Source organism: Cupriavidus sp. 05T42 (assembly GCF_056396345.1).
On sequence record NZ_JBFTLH010000019.1, the window covers coordinates 25,247 to 46,240 of the forward strand.

12 protein-coding genes are annotated in these 20,994 nt (G+C 68.3%); 4 read left to right on the plus strand and 8 right to left on the minus strand.

Going from position 1 to position 20,994, the window contains the following annotated elements; genetic code table 11:
• Positions 1–46 precede the first annotated feature (46 nt).
• The 4 genes from AC1EJR_RS21815 (at position 47) to AC1EJR_RS21830 (ending at position 13,239) form a co-directional block, all read left to right on the plus strand.
• Entirely contained in the window at positions 47–850 is an 804-nt protein-coding gene (locus tag AC1EJR_RS21815) for a putative hydro-lyase (RefSeq protein WP_092297559.1), read from the plus strand.
• Positions 851–991: 141 nt separating this feature from the next.
• Entirely contained in the window at positions 992–11,650 is a 10,659-nt protein-coding gene (locus tag AC1EJR_RS21820) for an LWXIA domain-containing protein (RefSeq protein WP_477147549.1), read from the plus strand.
• Positions 11,651–11,740: 90 nt separating this feature from the next.
• Complete coding sequence (locus tag AC1EJR_RS21825; protein ID WP_477113701.1) at positions 11,741–12,496, plus strand: sulfite exporter TauE/SafE family protein; 756 nt, start codon at positions 11,741–11,743, stop codon at positions 12,494–12,496.
• 239 nt (positions 12,497–12,735) lie between these two features.
• Positions 12,736–13,239 (plus strand): RcnB family protein, encoded by a 504-nt coding sequence (locus AC1EJR_RS21830; RefSeq protein WP_255370904.1) that lies wholly within the window; start codon positions 12,736–12,738, stop codon positions 13,237–13,239.
• 70 nt (positions 13,240–13,309) lie between these two features.
• On the opposite strand, the gene AC1EJR_RS21835 is transcribed toward AC1EJR_RS21830, so the two are convergent.
• The 8 genes from AC1EJR_RS21835 to AC1EJR_RS21870 all read right to left on the minus strand — a co-directional run bounded on the left by AC1EJR_RS21835 (position 13,310) and on the right by AC1EJR_RS21870 (position 20,989).
• The gene (locus tag AC1EJR_RS21835) at positions 13,310–14,761 is read right to left on the minus strand and encodes a Fic family protein (protein WP_255370905.1); all 1,452 of its coding nucleotides are present in this window, start codon (positions 14,759–14,761) and stop codon (positions 13,310–13,312) included.
• Positions 14,762–15,041: 280 nt separating this feature from the next.
• Positions 15,042–15,932, minus strand: a complete 891-nt coding sequence (prmB, locus tag AC1EJR_RS21840; RefSeq protein WP_092297570.1) for a 50S ribosomal protein L3 N(5)-glutamine methyltransferase — start codon at positions 15,930–15,932, stop codon at positions 15,042–15,044.
• Between the two features lie 60 nt (positions 15,933–15,992).
• Positions 15,993–17,144 carry a succinyl-diaminopimelate desuccinylase gene (gene dapE, locus AC1EJR_RS21845; protein ID WP_092297573.1) on the minus strand — a complete coding sequence of 384 codons (1,152 nt, stop codon included), beginning with the start codon at positions 17,142–17,144 and terminating at the stop codon, positions 15,993–15,995.
• Between the two features lie 22 nt (positions 17,145–17,166).
• Complete coding sequence (locus AC1EJR_RS21850; RefSeq protein WP_092297576.1) at positions 17,167–17,514, minus strand: arsenate reductase; 348 nt, start codon at positions 17,512–17,514, stop codon at positions 17,167–17,169.
• 5 nt (positions 17,515–17,519) lie between these two features.
• Complete coding sequence (locus AC1EJR_RS21855; RefSeq protein ID WP_244844656.1) at positions 17,520–17,879, minus strand: hypothetical protein; 360 nt, start codon at positions 17,877–17,879, stop codon at positions 17,520–17,522.
• Between the two features lie 93 nt (positions 17,880–17,972).
• On the minus strand, positions 17,973–18,800 hold the full coding sequence (gene dapD, locus AC1EJR_RS21860; RefSeq protein ID WP_092297582.1) for a 2,3,4,5-tetrahydropyridine-2,6-dicarboxylate N-succinyltransferase: 828 nt from the start codon (positions 18,798–18,800) through the stop codon (positions 17,973–17,975).
• Between the two features lie 68 nt (positions 18,801–18,868).
• The gene (dapC, locus tag AC1EJR_RS21865; protein WP_477113703.1) at positions 18,869–20,074 is read right to left on the minus strand and encodes a succinyldiaminopimelate transaminase; all 1,206 of its coding nucleotides are present in this window, start codon (positions 20,072–20,074) and stop codon (positions 18,869–18,871) included.
• Positions 20,075–20,149: 75 nt separating this feature from the next.
• Entirely contained in the window at positions 20,150–20,989 is an 840-nt protein-coding gene (locus AC1EJR_RS21870; RefSeq protein ID WP_092297588.1) for a ferritin-like domain-containing protein, read from the minus strand.
• Between the last annotated feature and the right edge of the window lie 5 nt (positions 20,990–20,994).

Here is a 20,994-nt window from a genome sequence, read left to right on the forward strand (position 1 = left end):
GCCACCAGAATCGGTTTCGACTTCACCCGATTCCCACGCCGCAGCCATGAACCAGCCTCTCCAGCACGCCGCCTCGATCCTGCCCGACGACCCCGCCGCATTGCGCCGCATCATTCGCGAGGGCCGCTACCGTGGCCACACCAGCGGCCTGGCGCGGGGCTACGTGCAGGCCAATATCGTGATCCTGACGCGCGACTGGGCCTATGACTTCCTCCAGTTCTGCGCGCTGAACCGCAAGTCCTGCCCGGTGATCGACGTGACCGATCCGGGCGATCCGGTCTTCCGCAACCTGGGCGTGGATGTCGATATCCGCACCGATGTGCCGATGTACCGCGTCTATCGCCACGGCACCGAGTACCACGAGACCGCCAGCGTGGCGGAGCTGTGGCGTGACGACTTCGTGGCCTTCGCCATCGGCTGCTCGTTCTCGTTCGAGCACGCGCTGCTGGCTGCCAACGTGCCGCTCAAGCACATCAACCTGGGCCGCAACGTGGCGATGTTCCGCACCGATATCGAGACCCGGCCGGCCGGGCGGCTCTCCGGCAAGCTGGTGGTGTCCATGCGCCCGCTGTCCGCCGCCGACGCGATCCTGGCCACCGAGATCACCGCGCGCTACCCGGACGTGCACGGGGCGCCGGTGCATATCGGCGACCCGTCGCTGATCGGCATCGAGGACATCGAATCCCCCGACTATGGCGATGCCGTGCCCCTGGACGCCCACGAGATCCCGGTGTTCTGGGCCTGCGGCGTCACCCCGCAGGCCGTGATCCGCGAGGCGCGCCCGGAAATCTGCATCACGCACGCGCCGGGCTGCATGTTGGTGACCGACCTCGACAACAACCGGCTGTAGCGCCGGCTGTAGCACCAGTCAGCCCTACGAGTTCTCATAGTGTCGCGCGCGTGCCCGCGCGCGCAAAATCTGCGGCACCGTCTGACCTGCCGGCCGCCGCGCCCCGCGTGGCTTGCCGGCATCCACGTGGAGACAAGCGACATGCTGGATTTCATGGATGCGATCCGGGCCGCCGCAGCGGCCGCCGCCCGTGCCGCCGCCGAGGCCGCCGAGCGCGCCCGCGAAGCCGCAGAGCGCGCCGCGCGCGAGGCCCAGGAGCAGGCCCAGCGCCGCGCCCAGCAGGAAGCCGCCGCCCGCGCCCAGCAGCCGCAGCAGCCCGAGACGCCCAAGCAGCCGGCCAAGACCGAGCAGACCGAGAAGCCCCAGCAGACGCCGCAGGTCACCAATGCGGTCTACACCGGCAACGAGCCGCTCACGTTGACGCTGGCCAGTGCCCCGAAGACGGATAAGCCTGCCGCGCCGCCGCCCGATCCCGCCGAGACCAAGCGCAAGCAGGAAGAGGACGACGCCAAGGCACACACCGACCGCTGGGAGAAAGACGCCAAGAGCGCCTACGACGATACCGTCGACAAGCTGAACGGCGGCCCGATGACCGACGCCAAGTGGAAACCGCTGGGCGAGAAGTACGGCACCGTGCTCGGCGGCGTGCAGAACGAGCTGCGCGTGGCGGCCAATCACGCGGCCCAGACCGGACGGGACGAGACGGCCGCCGTCGACGCCAAGCTCAAGGAAATCACCAAGCGCTACGACGACCCGGCGCTCAAGGCCAACCTTGAGGACGCCAGGAAGGACTACCTGAAGACCGAGCCCAACCAGGCCGCGCGCGACACCGGCGCGGCCCGCTTCAAGCTGGTGCTGGCGCAGGACAAGGCCGAAGCCACCGGCAAGACGCTCCAGCAGGAGATGGCCGCCTACAACAAGATCCCCGGCGGCGTTCGCCGGGCCGAGGCGGGCCTCGACGATGACCTGCAAACCGCTCGCGCCAACGACACCGCCGCGCAGCAGGACCTCCAGAAGGCCAGCGACGACTTCACTGCCGCCCTGCAGAAGGAAATCGACACCTCGGCGGTCAATCGCTACCAGCATGATTCCGATGAGGGCCTGAAGACGGTCCAGAACGACAAGACGCCGAACCGCTACGAGCGGCAGGAAGGCATGTCGATCTATACGACTGCCGTCAACGACGCCAAGGCGCAGCGCGCGGCACTGGACAAGGGGCAGGGCGTCAAGGTGCCCGAGCGCTTCCGCGAGCAGGCCGTGGCCGAGGTCAAGGAGCGCTACGGCGCCAGCCCGGACCTCGGCAAGGTCATCGACCTCGCCAATGCCAAGGGGCAGCTCAAGGGCGAGATGGCCAACCTCGTGCCCACCAACGACTTCGAGCGCGGGCTGGCCAAGACCGACCCGACCACGCTGGCGCTGGCCCACATGGAGGGCCTGACGCTCGATCCCTATGCGAAGAACGATCCCAACTCGGTCCTCACGCGCGACCTGCCCGCCGACGAACGGGCGATGATGAAGGACAACCCGGCCGGCTACGTCCTCTACAAGTCGCTCGATGCGGACAGCCTCCGCCCCGACCCCAACGCCCCGGCCGGCGACCCGAAAACCGCGCAGTACAACCAGGGCGTGCAGCAGTACGGCGGCCAGCTCCTGTTCTACACGGCGCAGCAGATGACCGACGCGGCCAAGGCCCGCGCGAAGACGCCGGAAGAGAAGGCGACCGCGACCACGCCGGCGCTGGACCATATGCGCGTGCTGCTCCAGGCATCGACCGAGCAGCGCGTGGAGACGATGACCACCAGCATCGCCAGGCAGCTCGATGCCGGCGACGTCAACGGCGCACTGGCCACCCGCAAGGCTGGCGTGGACGCCGCCCAGTCGCCCGACGAGCGCGCCCAGTACGTGGCCGTGCACAACGACCGCTTCGACAGCGACCTGTTCAAGACGCAGATCAACGCGGCGATGGACAAGAACCTCAAGAACAAGACGCACGACGACGAGGGTCGCCCGATCCAGGGCCAGCAGGACATGTACGCCGACAAGGTGGGCCAGTACCTGCAGGACACCGCGCCGAACCTGATTCCCGAGGATGCCGACACGTTGCTGGAGACCGTCCGCTCGGAGTACAAGAACGACTGGACCGCCCGCAACGACAGCACCGGCGCCGGCTACAACGACTGGGACGACTTCTACCACGGGCTGGCCGCCGTGGTGGACAAGGCCGACGCCAACTACTACGCCACCACCGAAGGCGCCAAACCGGGCTCCGGCCCCGCCGCCCAGCGCACGGCCGCCTGGCTGACCGACCGCGACAACGACGTCAGCCTGCTGATGATGAGCAACCAGTCCGGCAGCTCCCGCCAGGGCCGCATCTACGGCGGCGCCCAGGACGCCGCCGCGCAGGGCTACACCGGGCTCTCCATCGCCTTCGAGCAGGCACTGAAGTCCAGCAAGGACGCGCCGCCGATGTCGGACTACTACGTCCAGAAGGCCACCGCGCGCGGCAACGAGAAGTACGGCGAGAGCGCCGAGGCCAAAGAGCAGAACAAGATGTTCGATCTCGACAAGGACGAGATCCTGCGCCAGTCGTTCGACAGCATGGGCCTGCAGAAGCAGGACCTGAAGGCCAAGGTCGGCGACGGCGCCGCGCTCGACAAGGCGATCCAGCTGGCGATGCCCAGCGCCACGCCCCAGACCATCAAGGACGTCAAGGCGGAGATCCGCGCCAATGCCGGCAATGACGCGACGGCCTCGGCCATCCCGATCTTCGTGACCCAGCCGGGCAGTGCGGCCTACCAGACCGCGGTGTTCGAGTTCAAGGGCCGCGACGGCAACACCATGTGGGTGGACGACAGCGGCTCCGTCTACGGCAAGGAGGGCGCCGACCCGAAGCGCGATTTCCAGGAGAACAACCTCCTGGCCGACAAGGGCACCGTCTACATCGCCGACCGTAACCTCGATCTCGGCAGGGATGGCCACGTCAGCTACGAGGCGATGGACGCCCATATCGTGACCGGCACGGAAAAGGTCATGGGCTGGGTCAACCTCGGCGTGGCGGCGGTCGGCGCCGTGGCGGGCGGGGTGGTCATGGTGGCGTCGGGCGGCACGCTGACGCCGCTGGTGGCGGTGGCCTGGGGCGGCATGATCGGCAGCATGGGCTACGGCATCGGCACCTCGTGGCACGAACTGGACAACATCGCCGATCATGGCCGCTCGATCAATCCGTTCAAGAGCCAGGAGGCGATGTCCCAATGGCTGAACGTGGGCGGCTCGGTGGCCGGCATCGGCGGCATGGGCTTTGCCAAGTTCGGCTCGCTGGCGGCCAATGCCGGCGTGCGGGTGGCGGCTGGCGGCGGCACGGTGCGGGAGATGGCGGGCCAAACGCTGATGCAGTCGGCCTCGCGCTTCGGCACGACCAGCCGCGTGCTCAACGGCACCGCGTTCGGCATCGGCGGTGTGCAGACCGCCCAGCAGGCCACGGCGTTCGCCCAGCACGGCAAGGACATGAGCGTCAGCGAGGTGGTGCAGAACAGCGCCATGCTGCTGATGGGCGCCACGCAGATGATGCCGGCAGCCATCCAGAAGCGGGTGGGCGAGTCCGTGCGCGATACCTACCAGCGCACGCGCGGCCGTACGCCGCTGGACGATGCCGCCAACAGCCCCGCGAACCGCGCCGCCGATGGCGAGGCCGCCAACGTGCTGCGGGACGGTGATCCTGACGTGACTACCGCGCCGCGTACGTCGCGCGATGCCGCCAACCCGGGCGGCGGCCGTCCGCGCCTGCACGACGATGTGCCGGCGCCGGGCCAGCGCCCTGGCGCGCGCGATGGCGAGGCCGGACGTCCCTCGACGTCGAACCGCGCGCGCACGCCGGGAGAGCCGACCAGCCCCGCTGCACCATCCACTGGACGGTCGACCAACACGCCGGAAGGCGCCACCACCCGGGCGACGACGTCGCCGGACGCCCAGCAGGTCGCCTCGCGCTGGCAGGCATTCCGCGCGCGCGGCACGCTGGTGCAGGACCGCGTCATCACCAATATGATGGATCGCGCGCTGGCGCGGGCCCAGGAGCGCTATCTGTCCGAGGCGACCAGCCGCCGGCGCGAAAGCGCCGATGCCGCAGACCGTCGATCCGAAAGCGCCGCGTCCGAGCGCCGGCGCATCTTCCACGGCCCGGCCCTGCGGCGGGGCCGGGGCGACGCGGAAGGGGCCGCCCCCGCCCAGCGACGCACCATCCGGCATGGCCCGGCCGAGGAGGCGGCGCGCGCGGCGCGTACTGCGGACGAGGCCGATGCCCCGGCGCACGCGCTGCGCCAGAACGCCATCTCCCCGCTCGACAACGTGCTCTGGATCGACGGCCGCATGGAGCAGATCGGCGTGCCGTACGGCGCCGAGCTGGCCGCGCGGGCACTGGCGGACCTCGACCGCGTGATGATCGTCACCGCGCCGCTGACCGCGCATGGCCATGCCGAGACCAATGGCGTGATCGGCGCGGCCTCGCTGGGCGCGTACCTGACCTCGCTCGGCAAGGAAGTGGTTTACGTGACCGACCGCGCCCACGGCCGGGCGCTGCGCAAGATGCTGCGCAATGACCTCGACCAGCCCAACGCGCGCGTGGAAACCTTCCGCGCCAAGGACCATTTGGCCGCCACGCTGCAATCCAAGGCGCTGCTGGCGATGCACCAGCCCGAGGCCGTCATCGCCGTGGAGGTTGCCGGCCGCAACCTGAACAACGAATACCGCCTCCAGACCGGGGAGGCCGTGGCCGGCAGGCCGCGCGTGGACCAGCTTCTGGTGGATGCCCGGGACATGAAGGGCGTGCTGACGGTGGCCGTGGGCGACCACGGCAACGAGGCTGGCATGCGCCCCCTGCGCGAGCGCATCACCCGGGCCATGGCGCCCGAGGACGTCCACGCCGAACTCTGGTCAGACGTGAGCGCGGACCACGTGGTCACCGGCATGAACTCGAACCTGGCCGCGCAGGCCATCGGTTTCGCGCTCCAGCGGTACCACAACGGCGAAGGCAAGATGCCGGACATCCAGCAGATCGGCGACATGTTGGAGACCATGGCGAGCTTCAACGCGCGCGACGGCGTGACCTACGAGGTGGGCGCCACCAGCGTGCGCGGTATGGACAAGTCCGTGCAGCTTGGCGTCTACGAGCTGCTCGGCAAGGCGGCGGAGAGCCTGCCGGAGGGGCTCGACTTCGTGAAGCTGTTCGATGGCATCCAGCGCCGCTTCCTGCCGAAGGATGTCGATGCCGAGGCCGCCGGCATCCGCGTGGAGGACGATGTCATCGTCGTCACCGCGTTCGATTCGAGCAACGGCGGCCTGCTGGCCGCCCAGAACCTCGCCCGCCACATCTACGCGCTGACCGGCAAGGCGGTGCAGGTGGAGGCGGTGACCGACCACGCGGCCGGCACCTACGGCGGCCGCACGCCCGAGGATCTGGCCGAGAAGGTCCACGCCGGCCTGCAGGCCGTGCAGAAGCTGATGGGCGACGTGAACCTGGCCGCCTGCAACACCGCCTGCCTGGCGCTGGCCACGGTGCTGGCGCGCATGCACGGCTTCGAGATGGTGAACCTGATCCAGCAGACCGTGCCGCAGATCGTGGAGATGGGCGGCGAGCGGCCCGTGGTGGTGGCCACGCCCGGCACGGTGGGCGGCCACGCCTACCTGAACGGCGTGCGCGAGGCCAGCGGCGGCCGGCGCACCGTGGAGGAAATCCCTGCCACGGAATGGGCCGGCGCGGTCAACAACCTGATGCACCTGGACGATGGCGCGCAGCTCGCCCAGCTCAAGCAGTGGATTGCCGACTACATCAACCTGGACCGCATTCCGGCCGATACCACCTCGGTCTGGTTCTGCTGCACGCACTACCCGGCGCTGGAGTCGCTGGTGCGCCAGCAGCTCGACGCCATCGGCATGTCCCACGTGAAGCTGATCGACCCGATGCAGTTCCAGGCGCGCAAGGCCGTGGACGTGCTGATCGACAAGGGCCTGCTGCAGGCCACGGACCTGCTGGACACGCCGCTGGACCCGATGCAGGTGCCCGACAGCAAGACGCTGCCGACGATGGTGGTCACCTCCGGCCAACCCTCGGCGGTGTCCCGGCTGGCACACGCCATGGGTGGCCGCAACGACATCCGCGTGTTCAAGTCGCCGTTCGGGGAAGCCGCCGATGTGTCCGGCGTGCGCGCGCTGGTGGATGCCGGCCGCCACCTGAACCCGGTGGATCGGGTCAGCTTCAGCTATATCGGGCGGGGCCTGCGCGAGTTCTATATGCCGGACGGGGCCCAGCGCGCGGCGGCGGCGCTGGAAAGTGGCGAGAACATCATGCTGCTGACCGGGTTCTCGGTCGCCAAGGGCATGCCCGAGACCGACGGGCCGCCGGGCACGGCCGAACTGGGCCGGGCGCTGCGCCTGCGCGGCAAGCAGGTGACCTACGTGGTGGATTCGGCCAACAAGCCGATCCTGGAGGCCATCCTGCGCGAGATGGGCGAGCCGACCGACAACATCAAGGTTTTCGACGTACCCGTGGGCGACGCCAAGGCCCCGGCGCGGGCGCTGCTGGAAGCCGTGGGGCCGGACCGGGTGATGGCGATCGAACTGCCGTCGCGCGCGGCGGACGGCACCAAGAACAATATGCGCGGGCTTGAGATCGACGATTTCAACCCGGCCATCGACGAGATCCTGATCCAGGCCAACGCGCGCGAGGGCGTGGAGACGCTGGGCATTGGCGACGGCGGCAACGAGGTGGGCATGGGCGGGCTCAAGGGCCTGATCCCGAAGGGCTGGAACGGCAAGCAGATCGCGGCCGAGATCACGGCGGACCATGTGGTGACGGCCAGCGTGTCTAACTGGGGCGCGTATGCGCTGTCGGCGTTGCTGCTCAGGCGCGGCAACATGATCGAGCGGTTCCAGACGCCCGACGAGCTGCGGCGCGTGCTGCAGGCGGCTGCCGATGCGGGTGCCGTCGATGGCGTCTCGCGCGAGCGTGTGCCGACGGTGGACGGCTTCTCGACCGACGTGCATGCCGCCATCGTCCAGCTTTACCGCCACGCGGCCACGGGCGAACTGCCTGCCGGCCCCGGTGCCGCGCCGAATGCCTGGTTCGGCGGCCCGGGCGTGGCGCGCACGCCGGTGGCGGAGGCGGCCAACGCGGTGATCCACCATGGCGGGCGCACGCCGGCGGGGGGCCATCCTCAAGGACAAGCCGGCCCGCGTCCGCGCGCCGTGTCCACGCGCCGCACGGACGCCGCGCCGGTGCGCGACGGTAGCTGGTCCTTGCGCGACGAGACCGTCGACGCCGGCGCCATGGCGGCGACGATCGACGGCGTGCACGCTTCGGGCGGGCGGCTGGCCGGCGTGCACTACGTGGTGCTGCCGGCGGCTGGCGGCGAGGTGACCGTGCGCAGCGGCCTGCCGGAGTCCTCGCATGACTCGCTCCAGCAGGCGCTGGCCAGCGCCGACGAGGCCGTGCAGGCCGGCCAGCCGGTGCAGGTGGCCGTGGTCGCGCAACGCGGCTTCCAGGGTCGGATCCACGACGGCAACCTGATCGGCACGATTCCGGTGACGCTGACCGGCCGCACCACGCGCGCCGGCAGCCTCGCGCTGAATCGGGGCTATGGGGGCGAGATCCGTATCGCCTTGCCCGAGGATTTCCGCGCCGGAGCGCCGCTGGTGCGCCGCGAGGGCGGGCGGCGCGTGGACCATCTCGGCCAGCTGGCGCAGTTCCCGCGCGGGCCGGCCCATCTGGATCTGGCGCAGGAGGCGGGGCAGGTCACGTTCGATGGTGCGGCGGTCGGCATTTCCGTGCCGCGTGTGCCGGGCTACTTCACGGTGCGGGCCGAAGGCGTGTTCGGCGGCGTGGAGATGAACGCGAGCGGCACAGGGCCGTCGCGGATGGCCGACGCCGCCACCATCATCGACCGCATCCGCGCCCATCCCGACTACGAGGAAGGCATGCCCGTGCTGCTCTACGGCTGCCACGCGCAGGACGGCGTGGTCTCGCTGGCGCAGGAAGTGGCCAATGGGCTGGGCGCCAACGTCTATGGCCCGGACGGCGCGCTCAATATCGACGCGTTCTTCTCGCCGGGCAGCGACCTCGCGCACGGCGCCGGGCTGGGCGTGGCGGCGGACCGCGCGACGATGGCGATGTCCGGCGCGGACCTCCACGTGGTGAACGGTGGCCGCTTCTTCGGCGCCCGGCCGGGGCTGCCCATCGTGGGCGTCACCCACGGCGGGAGGACGGCGGCGGCTGCGGCGGCGCCGGTGCCCGACGCGGCCACGCCGGCAGGCTGGCGGCAGACGCCGGCGCGCTGGAGCGAGGTGGCGGTTGGCGACAAGCCGCACCGCGTGAACGCGCCCGGGGACCATACGGTGGTGGTCGGGGCGATCCACCCCGAGGGCGGCCTGCGTGGCGAGGATGGCCAGCCCATCGGCGCGCACGCGTTCGCGCTCCGCATGGCCGACGAGTGGCAGGCCGGTCAGCCGATCGTGCTCGCGCTCGACGGCGCCCACCTGCCGCAGGGCCGCGTCTTCGCGGAGCAGGTGGCGAACGTGATGCAGACCGAGGTGCTGGCCCCCGAGTTCGCGCTGCAACGCCATGCGGACGCGGACGGCAAGCCCGCCATCGACCTGACACAGGCCGGCGGCAACTGGCGGCGCGTGCAGCCCCAGCCAGACCCGTACGCCAACCATCGTTTCGATGTGAACGCACGCGGGGTGGTCTACCTGCGCCATCCGGGCGGCGGGCGCGAGCGGGTGGACCTGGCCACCTATCTCGGGCCACGGCTCGGGGGCGGCGGCGCCAAGACCGTGTTCGCGCTGGGCCGCGACAAGGCCGTGGGCATCGCCAATGACGAGATGACCGGCTTCATGGTGCAGGGCGAGCGCGAGGCGCTGCGCACGGCGGCGGGGCTCGGCTTCAACACGCTGAAGACCTTTGGCCCCGACGACATGACGGTCTCGGGCCGGCCCACCGTGGTCTACGAGCGCTACGCGGCCAGCTCCCGGGACCTGTTCGGCAACAAGGCCATGCACGGGGTGCCCGATCCGCGCACTGAACTGCTGAACGGCAAGTCCCTGCGCGACCTCGACCATATCCTGGACACCATGGCGGACCGCCACGTCTATCTGGGTGACGTGGAGTTCAGCATCCACCCGGACGGCACCGTCAAGGTGGCAGACCTGACCAGCGTGGAGCTGAAGGTGGATGACACGCAGGGCAGCGCCCATGCCGACATCGTGGCCCGCATGCGCGAGGTGGCGCGCGCCAACGAGGCTGCCGGGCAGGGCGGCGCGGCCCAGCGGCGCACCATCACCCATGGTCCCGCGACCCCGCCGGCCGGCGGGAATGGCCCGCGCCCGTGGAAGATGGCCAAGACGATGACGGTGTCCACGGTGGGCACCTTCGCGCTTGGCACGCTGGCAGGCGTGGCGACGTCCGCGGCGCACGTGAACCCGGTGCTCAGCAGCGCGACCTGCTTTATCTACCGCGGCAGCGTGGCGGCGGGCCGGACCCTGCACACCCTGCGGATCAACGCGCGGGCGGCGGACCCCACGCCGGCCAACATCGCCTATCTGCGCAGCCGGCTGCACGGCCGCTCCGCCGATGCGTGGGGCATCCACGCCAAGGACCAGGACGTCTTCAAGACCGCCGTGGACACGCTGGAGGCCCACACCCACGGGGCGAAGAAAGACGCCCCGGACCGCGCCACGCAGATTCAGGACGCGCAGGCGACCATCAAGACCGTCGGCACCAAGCTGCTGAACCCCGATACCGTGCCGGGCCGGCTCAACGACACGGCGCAGATCGGCACGCTGGCGGTCAACAACAGCAACACGGCGATCTGGTTCATGCAGCACCATCTGCCGGCCGACAACCCGCTGACCTACAGCAACGCGGCGTTCCTGGCATCGAACACGGTGCTGAGCACGCTGAACATCGGCACGCGGCTCGGACATCACCTGGGCGGCAAACCCACGGTGCTGCTGTCTGCCCAGATGCGCAAGTTCGTGATGAACGGGTACGCGCTCGGCACGATTCCGCTGGCCGTGGCCGATGCCATGAACACGCCGGGCGTGGTGGGCATGATCGAGGCGGCCGGCATTACCGTGTTCGGCGTGGGCGCGCACCTGCAGTCGCGCGTGGACCGGAACGCGGTGGTGGGCGAGAAGAACCGGCTGGCGCTGCAGCAGGACCCCAAGACCGGGCTGCTGCCGGCGCAGGGCTGGGCGGAGGGCAAGTGGAATGTCTTCGGCCGGGCCATGCCACGCGGGCTGGTGCTGCTGGGGGCGGGCGTCATCGTCAATTTCGTCGCCAAGATTGCGGTGGAGCTGACCAAGGACGATGACAAGGACGGGGCGCCGAACCCGGGCGGGACACCGACTGTGGCGCCGACTGTGGCGCCGACTTCGACGCCAACCCCCACCCCGGACGCCTCGCCGTCCCCGTCGCCATCCCCCTCGGGCACGAAGCCGCCCGCCGAGACGCCGCCGGACACCCGGCCGGAGACGCCACCAAGGACGCGGCCCACATCGCCGGAAACCGTGCGCGTGCAGCCGTACCGGCGTGGCAACGAGGCCGTCTCGACGCTCTGGGGCATCTCGCGCGCGCATCTGGACACGCTGCTCTCCGACGAACAGAAGGCCGAGGCGCGCGAGCAGGCCCTGCCGCCGGACACGCTGGTGGCCGACTTCGCGCTCCGCGAGTTGATCAACCTCAATCCGAAGTACAAGCTGGCGGAGAATCCCGGGCATATCGAGCCGGGCTGGGAGTTCGACGTGACCCGTTAGGGTGAGGAGGGGCGCGTGAGGGATGTGGCGGGTGGCGACGACGTTACAATGCCGCTTCCCTTCGCCCCGTTACGCCCCTTCCGCCCCCCCATGTCCGTCGATCCGGTCGTCATCCTCATTGCCCTCGGCGCCGCCGTTGCCGGCTTCGTTCAGGGCCTGTCCGGGTTCGCGTTCGGCATGGTCGCCATGTCGTTCTGGGCATGGGGCGTGGATCCGCGCATGGCGTCGGCCATGTCGGTGTTCGGCGCGCTCACCGGGCAACTGCTGGCCGCGTTCACGGTCCGCCGCAAGTTCCATCTGGCCACCGTGCTGCCGTTCCTGATCGGCGGGGCGGTCGGCATCCCGATCGGGGTGTCGATCCTGCCGAAGCTGGATATCCACCTGTTCAAGCTCTGCCTCGGCATCATCCTCGTGATCTGGTGCCCGATCATGCTGTTCTCGGCCAAGCTGCCGCCCATCCGTCGCGGCGGGCGGCTGGCGGACGCCGTGGTCGGTGGAATCGGCGGCATCCTGGGTGGCATCGGCGGGTTCACGGGTATCGCGCCCACGCTCTGGTGCACGCTGCGCGGCTTCGACAAGGATACCCAGCGCGTGGTGATCCAGAACTTCAACCTCGGGGCCTTGATGGTGACGATGGCCGTCTACATCGGTACCGGCATCGTCACCCGGGACATGCTGCCGATGTTCGCCGTCGTCGCCCCGGCCATGCTGATTCCCACGCTGCTCGGCACGCGGGTCTATCTGGGGATCAGCGACATCATGTTCCGCCGCATTGTGCTGACGCTGCTCACGGGCTCGGGGTTGGCCATGCTGGCGGCCTCGGTGCCGCAACTGCTCACCCGCTGACCGGCCGGGGTGGCAGTTGCTACACGCCCGCGCCGTTTTTACCGGTTGCCGTGCAGAAAACGCATATCGCGGCAGGCCACATCTTCCATCCGGTAAGTGATTGAAATCATTCGGGAAAACCGCCTCGCGCCGACGGCTGGGCGGGTATATGCCGATGCGGGCCCCGCAATTGCTACTAAGCTGATTTGGGGGCTGCCCGCGCCCGGGCGGCCTGACGTTCCATCTGTGAGGAGATCACGATGAAAACGAAGTTGTTAATAACCTCCCTGGTGGCGGCAGGCATGCTGGCCGCACCATTCGCGATGGCGCAACAGAGCCAGGGCCAGATGCCCGGCCAGACCCAGCCATCCGGCCCGACACCCATGCCCGCACCGGGCCAGGCTGGCGCGACGCCGCCATCGGCCACACCAATGCCACCTGCCTCGCAGGGCAAGCCACGCAGCACTGCGCCCGCACCGAAGAGCCAGGGCATGTCCCAAGGCGGGACGTCCTCGGATTCCATGAGCAGTTCGGGCCGCACCGGCTCGCAGCCGATGGGTGCCCAGTCGCCCTACGCGCCGCAGAAGTGGAACAAGGGTGACAAGCTGCCGGCGGAATTCCGCGACCGCCAGTACGTCATCGACAAGTACAAGGATTACAACCTGCCCGCACCGCGCAAGGGCTATCACTGGGTCGGCGTGGGTGCCGATTACTACCAGGTGTCGTCCAACGGGACGATCTACTCGGTGGGGCCGGGAGGCTGAGTGGTCTGCTAATGAGTAAACAACTAATTAGTAAACAGCAGGGCAACGGGCACGTCGGCGTGCCCGTTTTTCATGGTGCGACTGGATCGGACTCGTCCGAAAAGAACACGTCCTTGACGGCGGCCTCGATGGCGTCGAACGCGGCCGGCTGCACGCGCAGGGCCAGTTGCTTGCGCCAGCGGTTGGAAACGCGGCCTTTCTCGCGGAAGCAGCTCGAAACCAGCGTGGCAAGGTCCGCGTTGCGGATGTCGAACTGTGCATCCACGCGCTTGGCCACTTCGTCATAGCCGATCAGGAAGCGCGTTTCGGCCTCGAGGTCGTGCTCCAGGGCCTCCCGGACCATGCGCACGCCGAATTCCACGCACGACGTGGCATCCCAGTAGCGATAGGGCGTGGCCCCGGCGCTGGTCTCGCAATCGAACTGTTGATCGCCCAGCACCCGCACCCGCCAGAGCGCGCGCACCGGCTTGGAGAAGCTCTCCAGCGCGGCGAGGTAGTCGGCTTCATGCCGCTTGATGGCCACCGAGACCGGCAGCAGGAAGCCTTTGGCCATCTTGCCCGAGCGGCACAGCGCGTGGTGGATCAGGAAGCGCGAGAGCCGCCCGTTGCCGTCCATGAACGGGTGGATGAAGACGAACCAGAACGACACCACGCTCGCCACGATCAGCGGGTCCACGTTGGCCGGCGGATCGTTGGCGAAGTCTTCCAGCGCCTGCATCAGGCCGGGCACGTCGTCCGGCACGGGCGGCACGTAGGTGACGGACGCCGGCCCGTTGCCGCCCCGGCGCAGCCAGTTCTGCTCGGTGCGGTACTGCATCGCCTGGTCGAACGGGTTGGAGATGACATCGTTCTGGAGTTCGGTCAGGTACTCCTCGCTCAACGGCCGCTTTTCATGCGCGTGGCGCAGCAGCTGGACGAAGCGCTCGGACTTGTCCTGCGTGGCGCTCTCCCGTTCGATCTCGAACGAACTGTCGGTCTCGCTCAGGTAGGCCCAGTGCAGCGCGCGGTCCAGGATGTCCGGGCCGACTGAGGCGATAAAGGCGTCCATGCGCCCGAAGACGTCCATGTCGAGAATCGACTGGATGGTCTCGGTGCGGCGCACGGTGACGCAGTAGTCCAACTCGCCCAGCCCGTTGAAGCGCACGCGCCAGCGCGGATGGAGCTTGCCCGGCGCGGCGGTGTAGTAGCGCGCCGGGTCGAACAGATTGACGTAGGGAACCTTGTCGGAGAGGGTGGGCGTGAGCGTCTGGCCGGTGAAGTGCTCCCACAGCATGGCCGCGATACGCCCGAAGCGGCTGGTGGGGTGCAGGTCCAGTTCGGCCTGCATTTCCGCCTGCGGCACCTGGGGCAGCGCCTGGGACAGGATGGCGAGGTTCACGCCCTCGTGCTTGATGGCGAAGAGCGTATGGGCGAGGAGTGGGGCGTCATCGGACGGCGCCACCTTGCGCGGGAACAGGATGGCGTCGGGCATCTCCAGGATGCGCGTCGTGGCGCCCGAGCGTGCCTCGCGGGTCACGGGCACCAAGGGTGACGTGAGGTGGTTCCGGACCCACGCATAGCCAACCTGCCGCATGTGATGCACGCCATTCCCTCCAATGTGATCAATAAGACCCAACAAAATTCGCGCTAAACGCACAAATTTTATATTTGGAGGCCAGGTTGTCTACTTTTTTTTAGGGAGACCGGGAAAACTTAGAAAAACCGTCGTTTCGCGGCCCCGCCGCCCACCAAATTCGCGCTGAACGAACCGAATTTATATTTCGGCCGATTTTCCGCACAAAATTTTAGGGCGAGGCGGGATTTCAGTCAGGAAGTGCATCGTAAGTCACCAAGAACACCTGTTCGTCGCCAGCGCTGACCGGCAGCCAGATGATGTCCAGGTTGGGGAAGGCCGTCTCGACGTTGGTCTGCTCGTTGCCGATCTCCACCACCAGCACGCCACCCGGATTGAGCCGCTTCTTCGCGCCGGCGATGATCCGACGCACGATGTCCATGCCATCGTCGCCCCCGGCCAGCGCGATGCGCGGTTCGGCCAGGTACTCCGGCGGCAGGTCGCGCATCGACTGCTCGTTGACGTACGGCGGATTGGTCAGGATGACATCGTAGGTGGCGCCCGACGGCAGCGGCGCGTACAGATCCCCTTCATATAGCGCGATGCGCTCGCCCATCTTGTAGTCGGCCACGTTGCGGCGCGCCACGGCCAGGGCATCGGGGGAGATGTCCACGGCGTCGATCCGGGCGTTCGGCCAGACGTGCGCGGCGATGATCGGCAGGCAGCCCGACCCGGTGCAGAGTTCCAGCGCGGTGGTAATCCCGTCCGTCTCGCCCAGCCACGGCTCCAGGCCTTCCTGGAGCAATTCGCCGATGAAGCTGCGCGGCACGATCACGCGGGAGTCCACGTAGAAGCGCAGGCCGTGCATGAACGCCTCGTGCGTGATGTAGGCGGCCGGCACGCGCTCGGTCACGCGGCGCTCGATCACGTCGAGCACGGCTTGCACCTCTTCGGGCAGCAGGCGCGCGTCCAGGAACGGGTCGAGCGTGTCGAGCGGCAGGTTCAGCGTATGCAGCACCAGGTAGGCCGCTTCATCGTAGGCATTGGCGCTGCCGTGGCCGAAGGACAGCTTGGCGGCGGTGAAGCGCGAGACCGCCAGGCGCAGCAGGTCGCGGACGGTTTGCAGGGGGGAAGAGGCCATGGGAGACACCACAATAAGGATAAGAAAAGGGGCCGCCAGGGCCCCCGTCGTCGCTGCCGGTCAGGCGATCAGCCGTTCCAGCACGCCGCGGTAGACATTCTTCAGCGGCTCGATGAAGCGCACTTCCACATGCTCGTCGATCTTGTGGATGCTCGCGTTAGGCGGGCCGAACTCGATCACCTGCGGGCAGATCTTGGCGATGAAACGCCCATCGGAGGTGCCGCCAGTCGTCGACAGCTCGGTCTTGACGCCCATCTCGGCCGCGATGGCGGCGCTCAACGCGTCGGACAGGTCGCCGCGCGGGGTCAGGAACGGTTCGCCGCCCAGCGTCCAGTCGAGCGTGTACTCAAGGCCGTGCTGGTCGAGGATGGCATGCACGCGGGCCTTCAGGCCCTCCGGCGTGCTGGCCGTCGAGAAGCGGAAATTGAAGTCGATGGTCACGTGGCCCGGAATCACGTTGGTCGCGCCCGTACCGCCATGGATGTTCGACATCTGCCACGTGGTGGGCGGGAAGTACTCGTTGCCCTGGTCCCAGGTCTCGGCGACCAGCGTGGTCAGCGCCGGTGCGGCCAGGTGGATCGGGTTGCGGGCCAGGTGCGGATAGGCGATATGCCCCTGCACGCCCTTGACCGTCAGCTTGCCGGACAGCGAGCCGCGCCGGCCGTTCTTGACCATGTCGCCGAGGGTGTCCACCGAAGTCGGCTCGCCGATCACGCAGTAGTCCAGCCGCTCGCCGCGCGCCTTGAGGGCCTCCACCACCTTCACGGTGCCGTCGTGCGCCGGGCCTTCCTCGTCGCTGGTGATCAGGAAGGCGATGGAGCCGGCGTGGGCCGGGTGCTTGGCCACGAATTCCTCCACGGCGACCACGAAGCCGGCGATGGAGGTCTTCATGTCCGCCGCGCCCCGGCCGTAGAGCTTGCCGTCGCGGTGGGTGGGCTGGAACGGGTCCGATTGCCACTGGTCCACCGGGCCGGTGGGCACCACGTCAGTATGGCCGGCGAAGGCCAGCAGCTTGCCCGCCGTGCCCGCCGTGCCGCGCTTCACCGCCCACAGGTTCGTCACGCGGAAGTCGTCGGGGCCGCTGACGAGGTTTTCGCACACGAAGCCGAGGGCCTTCAGGCGGGATTCCAGCACGGCCTGGCAGCCTTCGTCAGCGGGCGTGACGGAGCGGCGGCGGATCAGGTCTTCGGTCAGGGCGAGGGTGGGGTTCATGTTGCGGTGGCGGCAGGAAAATTCAGAAAAGTGCGGCGTAGCCGTCGGCGGAAAAACCCACGCTGACCTGGCCGTTGCGGTCCAGCACGGGCCGCTTGATCAGGGACGGACTGGTTTGCATCAGCGCGATGGCGCCGGTTTCGGACTCGGCACTGGCCTTGTCCGCGTCGGACAGCGCGCGGTAGGTGGTGCCCTTCTTGTTCAGCAGCGTGGCCAGCGGCACGTGCTTGAGCCAGGCGCGCAGCAGCGTTTCGTCCACGCCTTGCTTCTTGAAGTCGTGGAACGTATACGGCACGCCGTTCGTGTCGAGCCAGGTGCGTGCCTTCTTGACGGTGTCGCAGTTCGGAATGCCGTAGAGCAGGACAGTCATGGTGATTATCGGAACAGCAGGTTGAGGGCGATGACCAGCCCGCCCAGGCCCAGCGCCACGCCGGTCATGGCCACGGCGGTCATCAGCCGCAGGCGGCGGTCCAGCCGGGCGGCTTCCTTGCGCAGCGCTTCGATGGTGATGGCGTGCTGCTCGGCCAGCAGCTTCACGGCCTCGGCCTGCTGCATGGCCGCCATTTCCAGTTCGGCGATGCGGGCGGCGGGGTCGCGCGGCTCCATCGTGCCGCCGATGTCCGGCTCGTCCTTGCGGCGGCCCTTCTTGATCTTCTCGATGGTCTTGTTGGCCTGGTCGAGGATGGTAGGGAGCAGGGAGAGCACGGTGCTGACAGTGGCGGGGTCTAGGGCCATGAGTCGCTTGCGGAGGGAGGGCATGGGCGAATCGGTTCGCCGCCGGCCATCCTCGACGAGGATGGCCGGCGGCGCTGCGGCGGCTTGTGCGGATCAGTCGCCGCGCAGCAGGTCGTTCAGGCTGGTCTTGGCGCGGGTTTGCGCGTCCACCTTCTTCACGATCACGGCGCAGTACAGGCTGTACTTGCCATCCTTGGACGGCAGGTTGCCGGCCACCACGACCGAACCGGCCGGGACGCGGCCATAGTGGATCTCGCCGGTTTCGCGGTCATAGATCTTGGTCGACTGGCCCAGGTACACGCCCATCGAGATCACCGAGTTCTCTTCCACGATCACGCCTTCCACCACTTCCGAGCGCGCGCCGATGAAGCAGTTGTCCTCGATGATCACCGGGTTGGCCTGCAGCGGCTCCAGCACGCCGCCGATGCCCACGCCGCCCGACAGGTGGACGTTCTTGCCGATCTGCGCGCACGAACCCACGGTGGCCCAGGTATCGACCATCGTGCCTTCATCCACATAGGCGCCGATGTTCACGTACGACGGCATCAGCACGGCGTTCTTGGCGATGAACGAACCACGGCGGGCCACGGCGGGCGGCACCACGCGGAAACCGGCACGGGCGAAATCGTCGCCGGTCCAGTTGGCGAACTTGGTCGGCACTTTGTCGTAGAACTGTGCGAAGCCGCCAGCGGCCATCGGCGCGTTGTCTTCCAGGCGGAACGAGAGCAGCACGGCCTTCTTGATCCACTGGTTGACGACCCATTCCTTGCCTTGCTTTTCGGCCACGCGCAGGGCGCCGGCGTCGAGCTGGGAGATCACGTTGGCCACCGCCTCGCGGATGTCGTTCGGGGCGGACTTGGGCGACAGGCTGGCGCGGTCTTCCCAGGCCTGGTCGATCAGGGCTTGCAGTGCTTGCGTCATGGTCGTTTCTTTAGTGGTGATTGTTCAGGTAATTGTTCAGGCAAAAGCGTTGGTCCGCCGGAGCGGGATCAGTGCCCGCCCAGCGACTTGCAAAATTCGACGATCCGGCGCGCGCCTTCCACGCATTCGTCCGGCGTGGCCACCAGGGCCATTCGCACGCGGTTCTTGCCCGGGTTCGCGCCATGGGCGTCGCGCGCGAGGTAGCTGCCGGGCAGCACGGCCACGTTCTGCTCGGCCAGCAGGCGCACGGCGAAGTCGGTATCGGACAACCCGGTGCGCGAGACATCGGCCCAGAGATAGAAGGCGGCATCGGGAAGTGTCACATCGAGCACTTCGGCCAGCGTCGGCGTCACGGCGCTGAACTTCTTCACGTACGCCGCGCGGTTCTCGCGCACATGGGCCTCGTCGTTCCACGCGGCCACGCTGGCGGCCTGCACGGCAGGGTTCATGGCCGCGCCGTGGTAGGTACGGTATAGCAGGAATTTCTTGAGAATTGCCGGGTCGCCGGCCACGAAGCCCGAACGCAGGCCCGGCACGTTCGAGCGCTTGGAGAGGCTCGAGAACATCACCAGCCGCTCGAAGCCGCGGCCCAGCTTGTGGGCGGCTTCCAGCGCGCCAAGCGGCGGGTTGGCTTCGTCGAAATAGATCTCGGAATAGCATTCATCCGAGGCGATCACGAAGCCGTGGCGATCGGACAATTCGAACAGTTGCTTCCAGTCCGCCAGCGACATCACGGCCCCGGTGGGATTGCCCGGCGAGCAGACGTACAGCAACTGGACGTCTTGCCAGGTCTCGGCGCCGATCTGGTCGAACGCGGGCGCAAAGTTGCGTGCCGGGTCGCTGTTGGCGAATACCGGCTTGGCGCCAGCCAGCAGCGTGGCGCCTTCGTAGATCTGGTAGAACGGGTTCGGGCACAGCACCAGCGGGTTGGGGCGGCTGGCGTCCACCACGGTCTGGGCGAAGGCGAACAGCGCCTCGCGCGAGCCGGTCACGGGCAGGACTTCCGTGGCGGCGTCCACTTTCGGCAGGCCGTAGCGGCGTTCCAGCCAGCCGGCGATGCCTTGGCGCAGTGCGTCGGTGCCGGCGGTGCTCGGGTAGCTGGCCAGTCCGGCCAGCGACGCGGTCATCGCCTGCTTGATGAATTCGGGGGTCGGATGCTTGGGCTCGCCAATGCCGAAGCTGATGGCTGGCTTGTCGGCGGGTTTGACGTCCGCCACCAGCACGCGCAGTTTCTCGAAGGGATAGGTCTGGAGCAGGTCGAGGCGCGGATTCACGGTGGCAGGCAGGCGGGGCGGTTGAAACCCGGCATTATAAAGGAATGCCGCCGACGCCCCGCGTGCCGGCTTCGCTTAATAAAGCATCACTCGCGACACCGTGGCCACCAGCGGCCGGCGGATGAACCGCTCCAGCGCCGCGTTCAGGTGCAGCGGACGCAACAGCATCTTCACCGTCATCTCGAGCGGCAGGTTCCGGCGCACCACGGCGCTGCACTGGGAGTTCAGCGCGCGCACGTCGCGCTCCGGCACGTCTTCCTGATTGCGCTCCACCCGCAGTACGTTGCGCAGCGCGATCTCGGCATCCTCGTTCTTGATTTCGAGCAAACGCCGCGCCAGCGCGCCCAGCACCCGGGCGCGCCCAATCCGCTCCTGCCCGTTCAAGGCATTGAAATAGCGGAAGAAATGCTTGTAGTGGCGTACCTCGTCGTTGGCGATGCGGCGCGTCAGGTCGCGCAGCACCGGCTCGTCGCTGGCCTGCTCCAGCGCGCGGTAGTAGGTGGCCGTGCCGGTCTCGACCACGCAGCGCGCCGCCATCTCCAGCGCGTGCGACCGCTCGAAATTGTCGATCGAGCAGGTCTTGCTGTATTCGTCGAAGAACCGCTGGTAGCCGCGCGGCCAGTCGAATTCCGGCCAGACATGCTCCACGTAGCGGCGCAGCGCGAAGCCGTGCTGCAGTTCCTCGGATTCCCAGTGCCGGGCGAGCCACGTGGCGGCCTCGGGCACATGGGCGTAGTAGGTGGCGAGGTTGCCTGCGTAGGTGTCGGAGCCGCTTTCGATAAACGATGCGGCGACGAGCAGGTAGAACAGCGTACGGTTGTCGCGCACCTTTTCCACGTCGATGGACGCGTAGTCGATGTCGGACACGGACCAGGGCAGGTCGTCCCGTTCCGGGGTCGCTTGGCTTACGGTCATGCACA

What these genes read in the sequence shown, in the direction of transcription:
- AC1EJR_RS21855 (WP_244844656.1), bottom strand. Translation starts at nt 17,879, where the DNA reads ATGGCCCTAGACCCCGCCACTGTCAGCACCGTGCTCTCCCTGCTCCCT.
- AC1EJR_RS21820 (WP_477147549.1), top strand. Translation starts at nt 992, where the DNA reads ATGCTGGATTTCATGGATGCGATCCGGGCCGCCGCAGCGGCCGCCGCC.
- AC1EJR_RS21850 (WP_092297576.1), bottom strand. Translation starts at nt 17,514, where the DNA reads ATGACTGTCCTGCTCTACGGCATTCCGAACTGCGACACCGTCAAGAAG.
- AC1EJR_RS21825 (WP_477113701.1), top strand. Translation starts at nt 11,741, where the DNA reads ATGTCCGTCGATCCGGTCGTCATCCTCATTGCCCTCGGCGCCGCCGTT.
- AC1EJR_RS21870 (WP_092297588.1), bottom strand. Translation starts at nt 20,989, where the DNA reads ATGACCGTAAGCCAAGCGACCCCGGAACGGGACGACCTGCCCTGGTCC.
- dapD (WP_092297582.1), bottom strand. Translation starts at nt 18,800, where the DNA reads ATGACGCAAGCACTGCAAGCCCTGATCGACCAGGCCTGGGAAGACCGC.
- AC1EJR_RS21815 (WP_092297559.1), top strand. Translation starts at nt 47, where the DNA reads ATGAACCAGCCTCTCCAGCACGCCGCCTCGATCCTGCCCGACGACCCC.
- dapE (WP_092297573.1), bottom strand. Translation starts at nt 17,144, where the DNA reads ATGAACCCCACCCTCGCCCTGACCGAAGACCTGATCCGCCGCCGCTCC.
- AC1EJR_RS21830 (WP_255370904.1), top strand. Translation starts at nt 12,736, where the DNA reads ATGAAAACGAAGTTGTTAATAACCTCCCTGGTGGCGGCAGGCATGCTG.
- prmB (WP_092297570.1), bottom strand. Translation starts at nt 15,932, where the DNA reads ATGGCCTCTTCCCCCCTGCAAACCGTCCGCGACCTGCTGCGCCTGGCG.